Raw genomic sequence first — 16,332 nt, 5'->3', positions numbered from 1 at the left:
AATCCGTGTGCGGTTGGGTAAGTTGGATACAAAGCCAGTGAAGAGGCTCGCAAAACGCCTTGAAAGGCGCGAAATAACCCGACTGAAGGTCACCTGGCCGAGAATGAAACTCATTTCGCTAACGCGGTAAGAGATCCGTCGTAGAAAAGTGATTATTAGAGGTGCCCTTATGTGAATACCGTGGCCTATCACCCCACTGGCCAACCCAGCCACATCACCTACGCCAATGGCGTGCAAACCACCGTGTGGCTGAATTCGCGCCAATGGCCCACCTCGCAGCAAATCGCCAAGACGGGCGATCTGTTCAACATGAGCTATACCTACGACCCTGCTGGTAACGCCTACGACCCCGCGGGTAACGTCACCGCCATCAGCAATCCTCCCGATACTTCCTACAACCGCGGCTTGGTCTACGACGCGACCGACCGCTTGACGGGCGTGAACGGGCCCTGGGGAGCGGGTAGCATCGGCTATGACCCGCGCGGCAACATCACCAACCAGAGCTTCTGGGCGTTTAGTCTCACTTACGCCTACGACCCAGCAAGCCAGCGGCTGGCCACGGTAAGTGGCAGCAAGGGCTACACCTTTGGCTACGACGTGTACGGCAATGTCACGGGAAACGGCACGACCAGTTTTGCCTACAACGACGCGGCCGGACTGCGTTGCGCGAATTGCGGATTGGCCAACGAAATATTGTTCGATTACGACGCGGCCAACCAGCGCGTGCGCTCGCGCAAGGCAGGCACCGACACCTTCTTCGTGTACGGCCAGGGCGGGCAACTGTTATGGGAAGAAACGCCCAAATCGAACTTGAAGGAGTACATCTAATTGGGCGGCAAGCAAGTCGCGGTGCGCGAGCAGCCGCTGCCATGACTAACGAATAAGCATGCGGAGGAACCCTTCATGAAAGAATTTCTCGTTGCCTTCGCGCTTGGCACAATCGCGCTTTTGGCGAACGCTACCCGCGCGCAAGAGCCGCTAGCTGGCGGTGAGCAAGCGGCGCCGGCCACCCAGCCGCCCGCGGCCGCCAGGTCGAGGGCGCCCCCGCCCGTGAAGGCCACGCTCAAGCGAGCGGGTACGGCAAACCCAGGAAAACCCCTTGTATTCGGGCCTGCGGCGGAGAAGCCGGCCTCTCGATAGGCACAAGAACATCGCAACTCGAAGGCCCGTGTTTGAGGAGATCCCATCGCAGGTTGGGAATTTCCGTGATTGCAAATCGCACCCCGCTCAAGGATAATGCGCGCCCCTAAAACGTTTTGACCCAGGGCAAATCCTGGTGGAGCCCACCATGAAAGCCGGTATACATCCTGACTACAAAGAGATTAAAGTCACTTGCAGCTGCGGAACCACCTTCAACACCCGTTCGGTGCTGGGGCGCGAATTGCACGTCGAAGTCTGCTCCTCCTGCCATCCGTTCTATACTGGCAAGCAGAAGATCGTCGATACGGCAGGAAGAGTTGAGCGATTCAGACAGCGCTACGCCAAGTCCGCACCCAAGCCCGCCGCCGGCAAGGCAGCTTCGGCCTAAGCGCCGCTGTCCGCCGCAAGAAAGGCAGCCTGCGGCTGCCTTTTTCGTTTCCAGGCCTCTTTGATCCCTGCGCACCCCGCCATGGCCGAACCGGCTACAAATCAAAAGGCGCTGCCCTTGCCCGCGCACATCGTGGTGTTGGGGCTATTTCTCGTGTGGATGCTTCCCGGCTTGTGGGGCCATGACCCGTGGAAACCGGACGAGGCATCTGCCTTCGGGGTGGTGTACAGCATGCTCCGTGGCACCGGCTGGCTGGTACCGCAATTGGCCGGGGAAGTCGTTCTGGATTCCCCGCCCCTGTTCTACTGGGTGTGCGCGCTGTTCGCCAAGGCCTTGGGATTCGCGCTTCCCCTCCACGATGCCGCGCGCTTCGCATGCGTAGCGTTCGTCGTCGCCACGGTTGCCTTCGGGGCCCTTGCCGCGCGCGCGCTCCATGGTCCCAAGCCGGGCTTTGCCTCCTTTATCCTGGCGCTGGGTTGCATTGGCTTCATCCCACACGCTCACCAATTGGTTCCCGACCTCGCGATGCTGGCCGGGTACGCCTGCGCCCTCTACGGCCTGAGTATCGCGCCACAACGCCCGCATGGGGGCGGGCTTTGTCTGGGTACGGGCTTTGGCATCGTTTTTCTATCGGAAGGCCCGGCGCAAGCAGCAGTCCTCGTGCTGACCGTGGCGCTACTTCCAATATTGTTCTCGCCGTGGCGGGGAGTGTTTCTGCTGAAGTGCGCCGGCACCGCGCTGATCGCCAGCTTGCCTTGGTGGATCATATGGCCCGGGTTGCTCCACGCCCACTCCCCGAAGTTGTTTCATACCTGGCTATGGGTGGAGAACCTCGATCACCTGCGCGTGTTCGACAAAGAGATCATGCTGTCCTCGGTATACCGGTTCATTCGCGCGCTCTCGTGGCACACTTGGCCCGCTTGGCCCCTCGCCCTATGGGCACTGTTGGAATCGCGCAAGAATTTCCTCGCGAACCGCGGCCTTCAACTGGCCGTGGTCATGTTTGCGACCATGTTCGTGGTACTGGCCATCACCCGGGATTTGCAGGAAAGCCACGCGCTACCGCTACTCGTACCCCTGGTATTGTTGGCCAGCCATGGGGTGCAGACCCTGCGCCGCGGCGCGGCCAACGCGCTGCTGTGGTTTTCCATCATGTTCTTTTTCTTGTTCGCCCTGACTGGGTGGTTTTATTGGATGGGGATGGACGCTGGCATTCCCGAACGCCTGCACCGCCACTTGATGCGCATGCAACCCAACTATGAACCTTCCTACTTCGTCCTGCGCCTGATAGGCGCGGCCCTAGTGACCGCGGCATGGGTATGGGCCATCGCAAATCTGAAGCGCACTCCCGAACGCCCCGTGCTGGCCTGGACGGCGGGCACCACCATGCTTTGGGCCTTGATCATGATCTTGTTTGGGAACTACATGGATGCGGGCCTAAGCTACCGGCAAGTGTCCCTGAAAATCAAGAAAGCCATACCCGCGGGCACGGCCTGCGTGGGGAGCGCGGGGCTGGGCGCCAGCCAGCGCGCGATGCTCCATTATTTCGCGAACCTCGTCACGCAAAGATCCGAGAACCCGCGCGCGCGTAAGGATTGTCCCGTGTTGCTCCTGCAATCCACCCGGGCACTGCCAAGAGATTTAGGTCCGCAGTGGATGCTGGCCTTCTCTGGCGCGCGCGAAGGCGACAAGAACGAGCTCTACCAGCTTTTTGTGCGAAGGCGATGAACATGCACGACGCGCTTCAGCGATTCTTGCTGGAACACACTTGCGTGCGCGGCGAATTGGTGCACTTGGACGCAACTTGGCGGGCGGTGCTGGAACGGCACGAGTATCCCGCCGCGCTGCAAAGCGTCCTCGGTGAATTGATGGCGGCAGCGGGCTTGCTGTCCTCAACCCTTAAATTCTCCGGATCTCTCATCCTGCAAATTCATGGAAACGGGCCGGTACGGCTCATCGTGGTGGAATGCACCAGCGAGCAAACCATGCGGGCCACGGCAAAATGGGAAGGCAACCCAGAGGGAACATTCAAGGAGTTGGTGGGCGAAGGCCGGTTCGCCATCACCATCGCGCAAGAAGATTCCAAACAGAACTACCAGGGCATCGCCGGCCTGGACGGAAGCTGTGTCGCGGAAGTGCTCGAGCACTACATGGCCACGTCCGAGCAATTGGAAACCCGGCTCTGTCTCGCCTCGAACCGGGAACGCAGTGCTGGGCTCATGCTTCAGCGCATGCCGGGCACCTATCTTTCGGAAGATGCCGAGGCCTGGAACCGCGCGACTCAACTCGCGCGGACGATCACCGCGGCCGAACTTCTTAGCTTGCCGAAAACGCAGATATTGCGCCGGCTCTACCACCAGAAAGACGTCCGGGTCTTCGAGCCCAAGATCATGAGTTTCGGCTGTTCGTGCACGCGGGAAAGAGTCGCAAACATGCTGCGCATGCTCGGTGCGGCCGAAGTGCAATCCATCTTGAGCGAGCGCGAAGAGGTGGACGTGCATTGCGAATTTTGCAACCGGCGCTACGCCTTCGACCGTGTGGATGCGGAGCAAGTTTTCGCCGCCGAGCATCTCGCCGGGCCCCGTGGCACCCGGCATTGATACGCGCGACGACAGGCGGCAATGATGGCGAAAAGCGCTCCTGAACAGCCCACGGAGGAAAAACTTCGCCTCGACAAATGGCTGTGGGCAGCGCGCTTCTACAAGACCCGCTCCTTGGCCGCCGCCGCCGCCGAAGGCGGTAAGGTCCTGGTCAACGGGGATCGCGCCAAGCCGGCGAAGTCCTTGAAGACGGGCGATGAACTCGTGATTCGCGCCGGTTGGTCGGAATACACGGTAGTGATTAGAGCGATGTCCGAGAAACGCGGTCCGGCGAGCCAAGCCGCTAAGCTGTACGAGGAAACCCAGGCAAGCCGCGAGAAGCGGGAGCACCAGGCCGCGCTCAGGCGCGCCAATCCCCTCCCCACCTTCTCTTTCAAGGGGCGGCCGACCAAGCGTGACCGGCGGCAAATGGAGAAACTGGGAGACTCTGAAGACTAAGGTATGGTGCGCCGCAATATCGAGACGCACACCAAGCTAGAATGGCGATCCCGTAGCGCACTCACTAGGAGCATTACCATGACCCATCCACGCGAAGTCGTCATCCTCTCCGGCGTGCGCACCGCCATAGGAGATTACGGCGGCAGCTTGAAAGATCTCTCTCCCACGGAACTCGGCGCCAGGGTTATCCGGGAAGCTGTCGCGCGTTCCAAGCTCGCCCCCGAAGCCATCGGCCATGTGGTGATTGGAAATATCATCCACACCGAACCCAAGGACATGTACGTGTCGCGCGTCGCGGCCGTGAATGGCGGTATCCCGAAGGAGGCACCTTGCCTCACCCTGAACCGGTTGTGCGGCAGCGGCTTGCAGGCCATTGTCAGCGCCTCGCAGTGCATTGCTCTAGGCGACTGCGATGCCGCCGTTGCCGGTGGCGTGGAATCGATGAGCCGCGCCGCCTATGCCGTGCCCCAGATGCGCTGGGGCCAGCGCATGGGAGATGGTGCCATGATGGACATGATGGTGGGCGCCCTGACGGACCCCTTCGATACAGTACACATGGGTATCACGGCGGAGAACGTCTCCGCCAAATGGGAAATCTCCCGGCGGCAACAAGACGAGTTGGCGGTGCAGAGCCACCAACGCGCCACCCGCGCCCAGCAAAACGGCTACTTCAAGGATCAAATCCTGCCCATCGAATTAAAAAGCAAGAAGGGCCCGGTATTCTTCGACACGGACGAGCATGTGCGCTCCGACGCCAGTACGGAAGGCATGGCAAAGCTACGCACCGTGTTCCAGAAGGACGGCACTGTCACGGCCGGCAATGCCTCCGGCATCAACGACGGCGCCGCCGCGCTCGTGCTGATGGAACGCGCCGCCGCCGAGAAGAAAGGCTTGAAACCCATGGCGCGCCTAGTCTCCTACGGGCACGCCGGCGTGGACCCTAGGTACATGGGCATCGGCCCGGTGCCCGCGGTACGCCAGGCGCTCGAACGCGCGGGGCTGAAGATCGAGCAGATGGATGTCATCGAATCCAACGAAGCCTTCGCGGCGCAAGCTTGCGCGGTGGCTCATGATCTGAACTTCGACATGAAGAAGGTCAATCCCAACGGCGGCGCCATCGCGCTGGGGCACCCCATCGGCGCCACGGGCGCCATCATTTCCATCAAGGCCATTTACGAATTGCAGCGTACGGGCGGGCGTTACGCGCTGGCCACCATGTGCATCGGTGGCGGGCAGGGAATCGCGGCGATATACGAGCGCCTCTAGCATCCATCTGGTTCGCGTCCTCCAAAACGGCGTGCCATGCGGGCACGCCGTTTTCTTTCGCACCGGTATACGTAGAATGCGCAACGCCTACCCATGAGCAAACCATGACCGACCAATCTTCCGCTTGGCAAGCCCTCGGCGCGCACAGAAAGACCCTCGGCAATACTCACCTGCGCGATCTGTTCGCCCAAGACCCTGGGCGCTTCGGCAAATTTTCCCTGGAAGCCGGCGATTTGTTTCTCGATTATTCGAAGAATCTCATCGTTGCCGGTACCTTGGCCTCGCTGATCGAGCTTGCACGTGCATCCCAGCTAGAAGAGCGTATAGGCGCCATGTTGGCCGGCGAGCGCATCAACACCACCGAGGAGCGCGCCGTGCTGCATGTGGCGTTGCGTAACCGCTCCAACCGCCCCATGGCCGCGGATGGCAAGGACGTGATGCCCGCCGTCAACGCGGTGCTCGCGCGAATGCGCGGCTTTAGCGAGGGTGTTCGCTCCGGAACCATCAGGGGATCCACCGGCGAGATCATCACCGACGTCGTGAACATCGGCATCGGCGGATCTGATCTCGGGCCCCTCATGGTCACCGAGGCGCTGGAACCCTACCGTCATGAACGCTTGCGCGTGCACTTCGTTTCCAACATCGACGGCGCGCACTTGGGCGCGAAGTTAAAGTCGTTGAATGCACGCACCACCCTCTTCATCATTGCCTCGAAGACCTTCACCACCCAGGAAACCCTCACCAATGCCGCCAGCGCGCGCGCGTGGCTCGTGGCAGCACTTGGCAACGAGGGCGCCGTCTCTGAACACTTCTCGGCGGTGTCCACCAATCTTTCCGCCACCAAGGCGTTCGGCATTCGCGACGACAACGTATTTGCCTTCTGGGACTGGGTGGGCGGGCGCTACTCGCTATGGTCCGCCATCGGCCTTCCCATCGCCATCGCCGCTGGCATGGACAGGTTCGAGGAGTTATTGAGCGGCGCGCACACCATGGACCGGCATTTCGCTTCGGCGCCCCTCGAGCACAACATGCCCGTGATCCTGGGATTGCTAGGTATTTGGTATATCGATTTCTGGGACCGGCGCACGCACGCCGTGCTGCCATACGACCAGTCGCTGCACCGCTTCCCGGCGTACTTGCAGCAACTCGACATGGAGAGCAACGGCAAATCGGTTGGGCGCGACGGACGCTCGGTGGAATATCAAACCGGTCCGGTGGTGTGGGGCGAGCCCGGCACCAACGGCCAACACGCCTTCTACCAGCAACTGCACCAAGGCACTCATTGGACGCCCGCCGATTTCATCCTGCCGCTCCAATCCCATTACCCCATGGGAAGACATCACGACATGCTCATCGCCAACTGCCTGGCGCAAACGCAAGCGCTGATGCAGGGAAAAACCGCGGACGAGGTTCGCACTGAACTCATCGCGCAGGGCTATCGGGGCGAGTCCCTCGAGCGCCTCGTTCCCCACAAAGTGTTTCCCGGCAACCGTCCCAGCAACACGATACTCCTGCCCAAGCTCACGCCCGCTTCCCTCGGCGCGCTGATCGCGCTCTACGAGCACAAGGTTTTCGTCCAAGGCACGATCTGGGGAGTGAACTCCTTCGATCAATGGGGCGTGGAGCTGGGTAAACAACTGGCGAACAAACTCATGGACGACATGGCGGCGGGGTCGGTGAGCAGTTCCCATGACGCTTCCACCCGCGGGCTGATGCTCAGAGCCAAGGCGCGGGATAGGCTTGCGTGAACTTCCTTATTTGCCATCGCACCTGGGTTCCTGGCCGGCAGGCCCCAGAGCGTAGTGTCACGCCGGCACGTTGAACACCTGGCGCAGATAGGCCAGGAAGGTCTGGTCGTCGCATAGGGTCTTGCCGGGGGAATCGGAAAGCTTGGCCACCGGCTGGCCGTTGCACAAGGTGAGTTTCATCACGATGTTCAAGGGCGTGAGGCCGCAATCGTTGGTGAGGTGGGTGCCGATACCGAAACCCAATTGCGTGCGCTCCGCGAAGTGGCGGTAGAGCTCGATGGCCTTGGTGACGTTCAAGCCGTCGGAGAAGACCAGGCGCTTGGTGTGCGGGTCGACGCGCAATTTGGCGTAATGGGCGAGCGCCTTCTCGCCCCACACCACCGGGTCTCCGGAATCGTGCCGCAAGCCATCGAAGAGTTTCGCGAAGTACAGATCGAAATCCGCGAGGAAAGCGTCCATTCCCACCACGTCCGTGAGGGCCACACCTAAGTCGCCGCGGTATTCCTGCACCCAATCCTCCAGTGCCGCCTTCTGCGAATCGCGCAGGCGAAAGCCCAGGGCTTGGTAGCTTTGCAAGTATTCATGGGCCATGGTGCCGATGGGCACCAGGTCAAGGTCTCGTGCAGAAAGCACGTTGGAAGTGCCGCGAAAGAACTGTCCGATTTCTTTCTTCAGCGTTGCATCGACCTCGCGCTGCCATTCGCCAGAGAAACGCCGGCGTACTCCAAAGTCGAAGAATTCGAAGGGATGGCGCAACGGCGGCTCCTTCGCGAAGGCCCGCAACTGCTCGATCTTCGCGCGTAACCGTTTACGGCCTTCGGCCAGTGCATTCTCGCGGTCGAAGTGGCGAAAGTACAACTCGTTGACGATGGACAGCACGAAGATCTCGAAGGCCATGACGTGTACTTGCGGGCCTTCCGCGACGATTTCCAGGACGCCATTCTTGGATCTGGCGTGGATGAATTCGCGCTGAAAATGAAAGATGCGCAAGAAATCCACGAAGTCCGTCTTGATGAAGCGCAACCCCCCCAGGTAGGCAAGCTCATCGTGCTTGAACTTCAAAGCGCACAACGCATCGAGTTCCCGGTTCACGTCATCCAGAAAATTCCCCAGCGGATAGGCGCTTTCGTTGCGGCACACGAAGGTGTATTGCGCCTGCGTTTCGGGATGCCTGTGCAGCATGGTCTGCCACATGGTGAACTTGTAGAGATCCGTGTCGAGCAAGCTGGCGATGACGGGCTTCATTGGGGTAATACTCGAAGGGTGGTGACTAAGCCCGGCCTAAGCCTGCTGAACGGACAGGAGATGCTCGCGGTAATACTTGAGTTCATCGATGGATTCGTAAATGTCCGCGAGGGCTTCGTGCTTGCCCTGCTTTTGAAAGCCGGCCATGATCCGCGGCTTCCAGCGCTTGGCCAATTCCTTCAGCGTGCTCACGTCGAGGTTGCGGTAATGGAAATAGGCCTGCAACGCGGGCATGGAGCGCGCGAGAAAGCGCCGGTCCTGGCAAACGGAGTTACCGCACATGGGCGAGGCGCCCGCCGCCAAGTAATGCCTGAGAAATGCCAGCATGTCTGTTTCAACAGACTGCTCGGAGGCCGTGGAAGCCTTGACCAGGTCCACCAAGCCCGTGCGCGCATGCGTGGCCTTGTTCCAGCTATCCATGCCATCCAGTACCGCATCGCTTTGATGCACGACTAGCACGGGGCCTTCGGCCACGATCTCCAGATTCTGGTCCGTGATGACCATGGCCACCTCCAAAATGCGGTCGTTGTCCGGATCGAGGCCGCTCATCTCGAGGTCCACCCATATGAGTCTGGTGTTGTCCAGTCCTGTATTGTCCTGTGCCATAATTTCGCGAACTTGTTGAGCCGCCATTCTGTCACACGGCTGTCCCGCGCGCGAAGCGCCCTCACTCCAACCTTCCATGACCTTATTCAGCGTACTGTTCGTTATCGCATTGGTGACCGCCACCGCCACGCGGGCTTGGCTGGCACTGCGCCACATCGGCCACATTCAACGCCATCGCGCGCTCGTGCCCAAGGAGTTCTCCGGGGAGATCGCCTTGGACGCCCACCAAAAGGCCGCGGACTATAGCGCGGAGCGCACCCGGCTCAATCTCAGTCATTCGGTGGTGGATGTGCTGCTGCTTCTCGTCCTGACCTTTGGAGGCGTGGCGCAGGGGATGGACAGTCTGGCGGCCAGCTGGCTGGCGAGCGATTTATGGCGCGGAGTGATTTTTCTGGGCTTGCTGGTTCTAGTGTCCGGGTTGGTGGATCTACCCTTTAGCTACTACCGCACCTTTCACGTCGAAGCGAAGTTCGGCTTCAACCGCATGACCAGGGCCATGTTCTTTGGCGATTTGTTCAAGCAAGCCGCGGTGGCCGTGGCTTTTGGCCTGCCCTTGATGCTGGCCGTGCTGTGGCTGATGGAGAAGATGGGAACCCACTGGTGGATTTATGTTTGGGTTACTTGGGTGGTGTTCAACATTTTGGTAATGGCCATTTACCCCACCTTCATCGCGCCGCTGTTCAACAAATTCTCTCCCATGCAAGACGGATCGCTCAAGCAGCGCATCGAACAACTGCTCGCCAAGTGCGGCTTTCAGTCGAAGGGTTTGTTCGTGATGGACGGCTCGCGGCGCAGTTCCCATGGCAACGCCTATTTCACCGGGTTCGGCAAGACCAAGCGCATCGTATTCTTCGATACCTTGATTTCTCGCCTCAACGAAACCGAGATCGAGGCAGTGCTGGCCCATGAACTCGGGCACTTCAAAATGCGGCACGTGGTTCGCCGCATGGCATGGACCTTCGCCGTGAGTTTGGTGATGCTGGCGGTGCTAGGTTTCGTGAAGGACCAGGCGTGGTTCTACGAAAGCCTAGGCGTGAGCTACCCAGCCAGCAACGCCATGGCCTTGGTGTTGTTCTTCTTGGCCACCCCGGTCTTTACGTTTTTGTTGCGTCCCCTCTTGAGCGCCTATTCGCGCAAGCACGAATTCGAGGCCGATGCTTACGCCGCTCAGCACAGTTCCGCGCGGGATTTGGTGAACGCCCTGGTCAAGCTCTATAAGGACAACGCCTCCACCTTGACGCCGGACCCATTGCATTCCGCCTTCTACGATTCCCATCCGCCCGCCAAGGCGCGTATCGAGAAACTGCAAGTCTTGGCGCAGGGCTGAAGCGTTACCGTAGCGCCTCCAGCATCACCGGCATCGCGGCGGCTCTCAAGCTGTCCGGATAACGCGACTGGAAGGCGGAGATGGCTGCGTGTGCCTTGGCTGCGTACGACATCTTCGCTCCTTCTGGCGCGAAACGCGCGGCTTGCACGTAGTGAATCAGCAGAATGAAATATGCCTCCCCCAGATCCGCCTGCTGCGCAAAGCGCCCCAGCAAACGCTCGGCCAAGGCGATTTGCTCTTCGAGTTGCACCCAGGATTGGCCCTGGGGTTTTAGAGGATCGTCCTCGAAGCTGTCGTAAAAGTAGCCCTGAACGAGCCGGTAAAGCGCCTCGGATTCGCGCGCGCCGTGCGGCGCATACTTCAAGGCATCGCGGTAATAATTCAGATTGGCGAGATAGCGCCCCTTGGAGTCCTGCGCCAAGGGCGTGCCCCGGGCCTTGAGTTCGGCCACGAGGCGGTTGGATGCCAGCCCTTGCACCGAGCCGTGCGCGGCAATATCGCGGTTTAGAAACTCTCGAATCTCGTCCAGCATGCGGCCCAACTGGTAGGCGGACTGCGCTTTCTCGCGCGCGGATGCGGAGGACTTCAGAGTCTGCGAGTGTCCAGTTGCTTGCGCTAGGTATTTCTCCGCGGTCTCCGCCGTGATGAAATCGTGCGCCGCCGCGGCGCAAGATAGCAGTGCGGCAATGAAGCCCGCTATCGCCTGCCTACTGAGCGCGCCGAATCTCTTTTTCATTCTCCGATGCCGGCGGTAACTTATCTCCGCGCATATAGGCCATCGCGCCCGGATGCGCGGGAATCACTGAATCGCCGAGGACGGAAAAGCCTTGAACCTCTTTTTCCTCCATCAAGGCCTCGCACAGCAGGTACGCATGGTGGACCGGGAAATCATCGCGGCATACGAGCCGGTAACGATCCGTTTGCACGATTACCCGCAAGGGCGAAGGACCGAAGTCCTGGTAAGGCGTCTCGCCTTTATACAAGGCGGCGGAGCGTTCCTTTGCCATCACCGCTAGTTCCGTTTGCTTCGTGGTGAGGAGGCTTGCCAACACGGACCAGTCGCGCGCGCGGCTGACCTGCGCCCGGCTATCGGGCAATTGCGCGAGCACGATGCGAGCGATTTCCTCTCCTAAGTCGTCCGCCCCTTTGTCGTCCCGCGTGGTGGTAACGAGTAAGAACCGCTGGCGGAACACGGCCCATTGCCGGTAGGGAGAATGGGCGAATGCAGGCCCAACCACGAGCCCGGCCAGTAATGCAAATGCTTGTCTTCTATTCATGATTCAAAGAATCGGCGGGCTCGCGCCCGCCCATGACGAGGAGTTACTAGGGACTACCTATCGCTTGATGGTTTCCAGCGGGCAAATCGTGGACACTGCGTAGTTGGGCACATCCACGACGTTGCCGATGCGCATGTCACAGGCAACACTGGTGAACACATAGGCTTGTTCGCGGCTGAAACCCTTGGTGGCTACCAGCCAATCGATCATCTCGATCAGCGAACGGCGCGCGGCCAGGGTAAGGTCTTCCGACAAATTACCCAAGGGGGCGATTTTCTTGCTGTCCAAATAGGTGGTGTAGGGCGGGATTTCGCCTTCGGCCTTGGTCGGGTAACCCACGGTAGCGTGGAAACGATCTGGTTCCAATTTCTTCAGCTGCGAGCCCCCTTCGAAATGCGGACCGCTCTTCATCAAGGATGCCATGCCCTTGCGAATTTCCGTGCGAACGGTGACCACCGCGCCGATTTCAATGGCGGTTCCAGCCACTTCTCCATCGCCCTGGGCGTAGTGCACGTCGCCCACGAAAAAGCCGCAGCCATCGACATAGCAGGGCAGCAGCAGCGTCGTACCCACCACCATTTGCTTGATGTCCATGTTGCCGCCGTTCTCGCGCGGCGGGATGGTACGCAGGCATTTGTCCTTATGGGAACCGTTGGGTCCGCACACAGCGTCTGGCCGCGCGCCGGTGGGCTGCGGGGGAAGCGCGATGCCGCCTGCCGCACCCAGGTCGTTCTCACGCTTGAGCCAGGCGTCCACTTCTGGATAGCCGGGCATGGTGCCCACGGTACCCATGAAGCCATTCATCGGAATGGCGACACCGGGAAGCTGGTCGCTCACCGCTTCCATGCGGTTCAGTTTCCAGTTGGCAATGTAGGGTTTGGGGAAAAGGTCGCGCAGGAAGCCAAAACCCGGAACCACGGTGGTATAGCCATACTCATCGGGATCGACGTCGATCAAGGTCACCGCCAATACATCGCCGCGCTTGGCGCCTTCGATGTGTACGGGCCCCGTAATCGGGTGGACCAGGTTCAAATCGATGGCCGTAACGTCCTTCGGTTCGGACGTCGCGTTGAGATTGGAGTCGAGCGCATCCCGGGTTTCGAAAATTATGAGCTGGCCGGGTTTGGCCCGGGCAACGGCGGGAATGGCCGGGTGGTAGCGGTTTATGCAGTTCGGATCATTGACGCAATGCGCGCCCTTCTTGGCGACCCGGACGATGGACTGGGTTTTGACGTCGGTGGTATCCGCCCATAGCGGGGCGGACAACAAGGCGGCCGCGAGTCCCGCCGCAAGTACGCGAAATTGTGGTCTCATTCTTTCTCCCTTGAGTAAAGTGGTTGCAGCAATGTCCCCCGGTGAAGCGCGGTATCTTACGGCGGCGCCATGCCAAGATCAACTAGAACCAAAACCTCCTAGTAGCGCGCGTGCCCCGGCGTACGCGGAAACGGAATCACATCGCGCACGTTGGACAGTCCCGTCACGTAGGCGATGGTGCGCTCGAAGCCCAGGCCAAACCCCGCATGGGGCACGGTGCCGTAGCGCCGCAAGTCGCGGTACCAGGAGTATATGGTTTTATCGAGCTTGCTCTCATCCATGCGGCGGTCAAGCACCTCCAGGCGCTCCTCGCGCTGGCTGCCACCGATGATTTCGCCGATACCAGGCGCCAGCACGTCCATGGCCGCGACAGTTTTGTCGTCGTCGTTGAGCCGCATGTAGAACGCCTTTATCTCCTTCGGATAATTCGTGAGGATGACCGGCTTCGCGGCGTATTTCTCCGCCAGATAGCGCTCGTGCTCGGACTGCAAGTCCATGCCCCAACTCACCGGATATTCGAACTTTTCCTTGGCCTGTTGCAGAACGCCAATGGCCTGCGTGTAATCCATGCGCACGAACTGCGTGTCCACGATGCCTTGCAGCTTGGCGATCACGCCTTTTTCGATGCGCTCCTCGAAGAAGGCCATGTCGTCCGGGCGTTCGTTCAGCACGGCTTTGAATACGTACTTCAGAAGCCTCTCGGCCAATGTGGCGTTATCGGATAGATTCGCGAAGGCGATCTCCGGCTCTATCATCCAGAACTCCGCCAGATGGCGGCTGGTGTTGGAGTTCTCCGCGCGAAAAGTGGGCCCAAAGGTGTAAACCTTGGACAAGGCCATGCAGTAGGTTTCCACGTTGAGCTGGCCCGAAACGGTAAGAAAGGCCTCGCGCCCGAAAAAGTCCCGCGCGAAATCCACCTTGCCCTCGGGCGTGCGGGGCAGATTGGCCAGATCCAGGGTGGATACGCGAAACAACTCCCCGGCGCCTTCGGCATCGGAGGCTGTAATGATGGGCGTATTGACCCAGACAAAACCATCCTCGCTAAAGAAGCGATGAATGGCTTGGGCCACCGTGTGCCGCACGCGTGTCACCGCGCCGATGACATTGGTGCGCGGGCGCAAATGCGCCACCTCGCGCAAGTACTCCATGGTGTGGGGTTTGGGCTGAATGGGATAGGTATCGGGATCCTCCACCCAGCCCAGCACATGGATCGCGCTCGCCTGCATCTCGAAGGGCTGGCCCTTGGCGGGCGAAGGCACGATCATGCCAGTGGCCTCCACGGCGCATCCCGCCGTCAGGCGTTGTACCTCGCTCGCGTAATTCGCCAGCGTGCTGGGTACCACCACCTGCACGGGGTGGAAGCAGGATCCGTCGGAGACATGCACGAAGGAGATGCCTGCCTTGGAGTCGCGCCGGGTGCGTACCCAGCCTTTCAATGTGACGGGAGCGTCCTGGGCCCCTTGGCCGCCTAGAATGTCCGCGCAGGAGAGTGTGGTCATGAAGGAAATGAGCGTTGTCCCGAGGTTTTTGGGCGAGCTTATCACTAAAGTGATAGTCCCCCCTCTATTTGGGAAGTGCCATTTCTAACGGATGAGCCGATGATGCGTACCTAGAAGGTCGTGAATCATCGCAGGAGTGGATGGATGAGTTGTCCCGGTCTTCTCAGCAAGTTTTCTTTAGTGAAGTAGGCTGGCCTCCAAACCGGCTAGCCATCCGTTAACGATGAATGAAAGTAGTCTCAAATGCGTACATTGATCTCTGCCGTAGCCCTAGCCTTGGCGTTTGCCGTTTCCGCCCAAGCCGACGACACCGTGAAGTCCAAGCCCGATCCCGCCAAACCCGGCCGCGCCATTGAAGAAGGGGCGGTAACGTCGGGTGCGGACGGTACCAGCAAGCATGGCTGCAAGATCGATGACGGTACCGTGAAGATGGACAAGAAAGCCTCCACGAAGAAGCACGGTCGCGCGATCGACGGCGCGAAAAAGAAGAAGGCCGCCGTTGAAGAGAAGCAAGGCCGCGCCCTGGACGAAGTCAAGTCCGGCAAGGATGACACCACCAAGCAAGGCCGCGCGGTAGGCGCTGAAAAGAAGTAAGTTTCTAGGCTTTATGAAAAGGGGCGCAACCGCGCCCCTTTTCTATTGGAAGACTCTCCAACAGACCCTAGTCCCAGCGTTCGTCCTTCACTTCAACAATGCCCGCGACAGTTCGCACTGGGAACTTCGTGGTGGCCTCGAAGGCCGGCGCAGTTAAGGCCTCGCCCGTCCTGATACAAAACCGCGCGCCGTGCCGGGGGCAGATTATCTGATCGTCTTCCACGGGACCGCCCGTCAAGGTACCGCCATCGTGAGTACAAACGTCTTCGATGGCGTGAAATTCTCCGCCCAGATTAAATACCGCGATTTGAACGCCGTCCACATCCACGACGCGGTGTTGGCCAGGCGCTAATTCACCGGCCGCGCATACGGCGGTCCAACCGCTCATGCAAGCCCCTAGACCGCGATCACCTCCAGTTCCGGATCGAGCCGCCGCACCATGTTCTCGATACCAGCCAAGGTGCCGGACAAGGAGCTTGGGCAACTCCCGCAAGCCCCTTGGTAGTGCACCTTGAGGGTCTTGCCTTCCAGCCCGATCACATGCAGATCGCCGCCGTCGCCCTGCAAATACGGGCGGATTTCCTGGTCCAACAGCTCCCGTATCTCGGCCATAAGCTCGTTGTCCTCGGGAGAAAGATTCGGATCGGGTTCGCCGTCGATGGCGTGGGCATTATGGTCGATCAACTTGGCGGAGGTTTCCTCGGCCGAAGGCGCCTCTCGAATGGGCACGGCCAATTGCCGAAGCAGATCCGGCCACTCCATGGCGCCGTCCTGGGTGACGGTAAGCCAGTGGTCCACGTAAAACACGTTGGTGACATGAGGAATATCGAAAAGCGCACCCGCCAACTCGTCGCCTCTCGCCTCATCCGAGCTCTCGAAAGACTTGGCCA

At 60.1% G+C, this 16,332-nt stretch carries 18 protein-coding genes; 10 read left to right on the top strand and 8 right to left on the bottom strand.

All coding sequences use genetic code 11. The features are described 5' to 3' along the window. Window positions 1-171: 171 nt before the first annotated feature. The 8 genes from EXR36_12115 (at window position 172) to EXR36_12080 (ending at window position 7,580) form a co-directional block, all read left to right on the top strand. On the top strand, window positions 172-828 hold the full coding sequence (locus EXR36_12115) for a hypothetical protein (GenBank protein ID MSQ60355.1): 657 nt from the start codon (window positions 172-174) through the stop codon (window positions 826-828). A gap of 75 nt (window positions 829-903) precedes the next feature. Continuing rightward, complete coding sequence (locus tag EXR36_12110; protein MSQ60354.1) at window positions 904-1,140, top strand: hypothetical protein; 237 nt, start codon at window positions 904-906, stop codon at window positions 1,138-1,140. 148 nt (window positions 1,141-1,288) lie between these two features. Continuing rightward, a complete protein-coding gene (locus EXR36_12105; GenBank protein MSQ60353.1) occupies window positions 1,289-1,528 on the top strand; it encodes a 50S ribosomal protein L31 in 240 nt (79 codons plus the stop codon). Between the two features lie 81 nt (window positions 1,529-1,609). Beyond that, window positions 1,610-3,256, top strand: a complete 1,647-nt coding sequence (locus EXR36_12100) for a glycosyltransferase family 39 protein (protein MSQ60352.1) — start codon at window positions 1,610-1,612, stop codon at window positions 3,254-3,256. A 2-nt stretch (window positions 3,257-3,258) separates the two neighbouring features. Beyond that, the gene (hslO, locus tag EXR36_12095) at window positions 3,259-4,128 is read left to right on the top strand and encodes an Hsp33 family molecular chaperone HslO (protein MSQ60351.1); all 870 of its coding nucleotides are present in this window, start codon (window positions 3,259-3,261) and stop codon (window positions 4,126-4,128) included. A 24-nt stretch (window positions 4,129-4,152) separates the two neighbouring features. After that, a complete protein-coding gene (locus tag EXR36_12090) occupies window positions 4,153-4,566 on the top strand; it encodes a hypothetical protein (protein MSQ60350.1) in 414 nt (137 codons plus the stop codon). Between the two features lie 78 nt (window positions 4,567-4,644). Continuing rightward, window positions 4,645-5,832, top strand: coding sequence for an acetyl-CoA C-acyltransferase (locus EXR36_12085; GenBank protein ID MSQ60349.1), 1,188 nt, complete (start codon window positions 4,645-4,647; stop codon window positions 5,830-5,832). A 104-nt stretch (window positions 5,833-5,936) separates the two neighbouring features. Continuing rightward, window positions 5,937-7,580, top strand: coding sequence for a glucose-6-phosphate isomerase (locus EXR36_12080; GenBank protein ID MSQ60348.1), 1,644 nt, complete (start codon window positions 5,937-5,939; stop codon window positions 7,578-7,580). Between the two features lie 57 nt (window positions 7,581-7,637). Here the strand turns inward: EXR36_12080 and pncB are convergent, their stop codons facing one another. Beyond that, window positions 7,638-8,825, bottom strand: coding sequence for a nicotinate phosphoribosyltransferase (gene pncB, locus EXR36_12075; GenBank protein ID MSQ60347.1), 1,188 nt, complete (start codon window positions 8,823-8,825; stop codon window positions 7,638-7,640). 36 nt (window positions 8,826-8,861) lie between these two features. Further along, window positions 8,862-9,431 carry an oligoribonuclease gene (locus EXR36_12070; protein ID MSQ60346.1) on the bottom strand — a complete coding sequence of 190 codons (570 nt, stop codon included), beginning with the start codon at window positions 9,429-9,431 and terminating at the stop codon, window positions 8,862-8,864. 76 nt (window positions 9,432-9,507) lie between these two features. Here EXR36_12070 and EXR36_12065 point away from each other — a divergent pair, with 76 nt between their 5' ends. After that, a complete protein-coding gene (locus tag EXR36_12065) occupies window positions 9,508-10,758 on the top strand; it encodes a M48 family peptidase (protein ID MSQ60345.1) in 1,251 nt (416 codons plus the stop codon). A gap of 4 nt (window positions 10,759-10,762) precedes the next feature. On the opposite strand, the gene EXR36_12060 is transcribed toward EXR36_12065, so the two are convergent. The 4 genes from EXR36_12060 to EXR36_12045 form a co-directional block, all read right to left on the bottom strand. Then, window positions 10,763-11,494: a hypothetical protein gene (locus tag EXR36_12060; protein ID MSQ60344.1), complete on the bottom strand. Its 732-nt coding sequence runs from the start codon at window positions 11,492-11,494 to the stop codon at window positions 10,763-10,765. Beyond that, window positions 11,466-12,035 carry a hypothetical protein gene (locus EXR36_12055; protein ID MSQ60343.1) on the bottom strand — a complete coding sequence of 190 codons (570 nt, stop codon included), beginning with the start codon at window positions 12,033-12,035 and terminating at the stop codon, window positions 11,466-11,468. Before EXR36_12055 ends, EXR36_12060 begins: the two co-directional genes overlap by 29 nt. 57 nt (window positions 12,036-12,092) lie before the next feature. After that, complete coding sequence (locus tag EXR36_12050) at window positions 12,093-13,349, bottom strand: acetamidase/formamidase family protein (GenBank protein MSQ60342.1); 1,257 nt, start codon at window positions 13,347-13,349, stop codon at window positions 12,093-12,095. Window positions 13,350-13,447: 98 nt separating this feature from the next. Next, complete coding sequence (locus tag EXR36_12045; GenBank protein ID MSQ60341.1) at window positions 13,448-14,848, bottom strand: asparagine--tRNA ligase; 1,401 nt, start codon at window positions 14,846-14,848, stop codon at window positions 13,448-13,450. Between the two features lie 243 nt (window positions 14,849-15,091). Between EXR36_12045 and EXR36_12040 the strand changes: the two genes are divergently transcribed. Then, a complete protein-coding gene (locus EXR36_12040; GenBank protein MSQ60340.1) occupies window positions 15,092-15,442 on the top strand; it encodes a hypothetical protein in 351 nt (116 codons plus the stop codon). 67 nt (window positions 15,443-15,509) lie between these two features. Here the strand turns inward: EXR36_12040 and EXR36_12035 are convergent, their stop codons facing one another. Beyond that, a complete protein-coding gene (locus EXR36_12035; protein MSQ60339.1) occupies window positions 15,510-15,830 on the bottom strand; it encodes a non-heme iron oxygenase ferredoxin subunit in 321 nt (106 codons plus the stop codon). Between the two features lie 8 nt (window positions 15,831-15,838). Next, a partial coding sequence (locus EXR36_12030; protein MSQ60338.1) for a NifU family protein occupies window positions 15,839-16,332 on the bottom strand: 494 nt, incomplete at its 5' end.

Source organism: Betaproteobacteria bacterium, from assembly GCA_009693245.1.
In the GTDB taxonomy this organism is placed as follows: Bacteria; Pseudomonadota; Gammaproteobacteria; order Burkholderiales; family SHXO01; genus SHXO01.
Note: the sequence above shows the minus strand (reverse complement) of the source record. Positions and strands in the feature narration are given on the sequence as shown.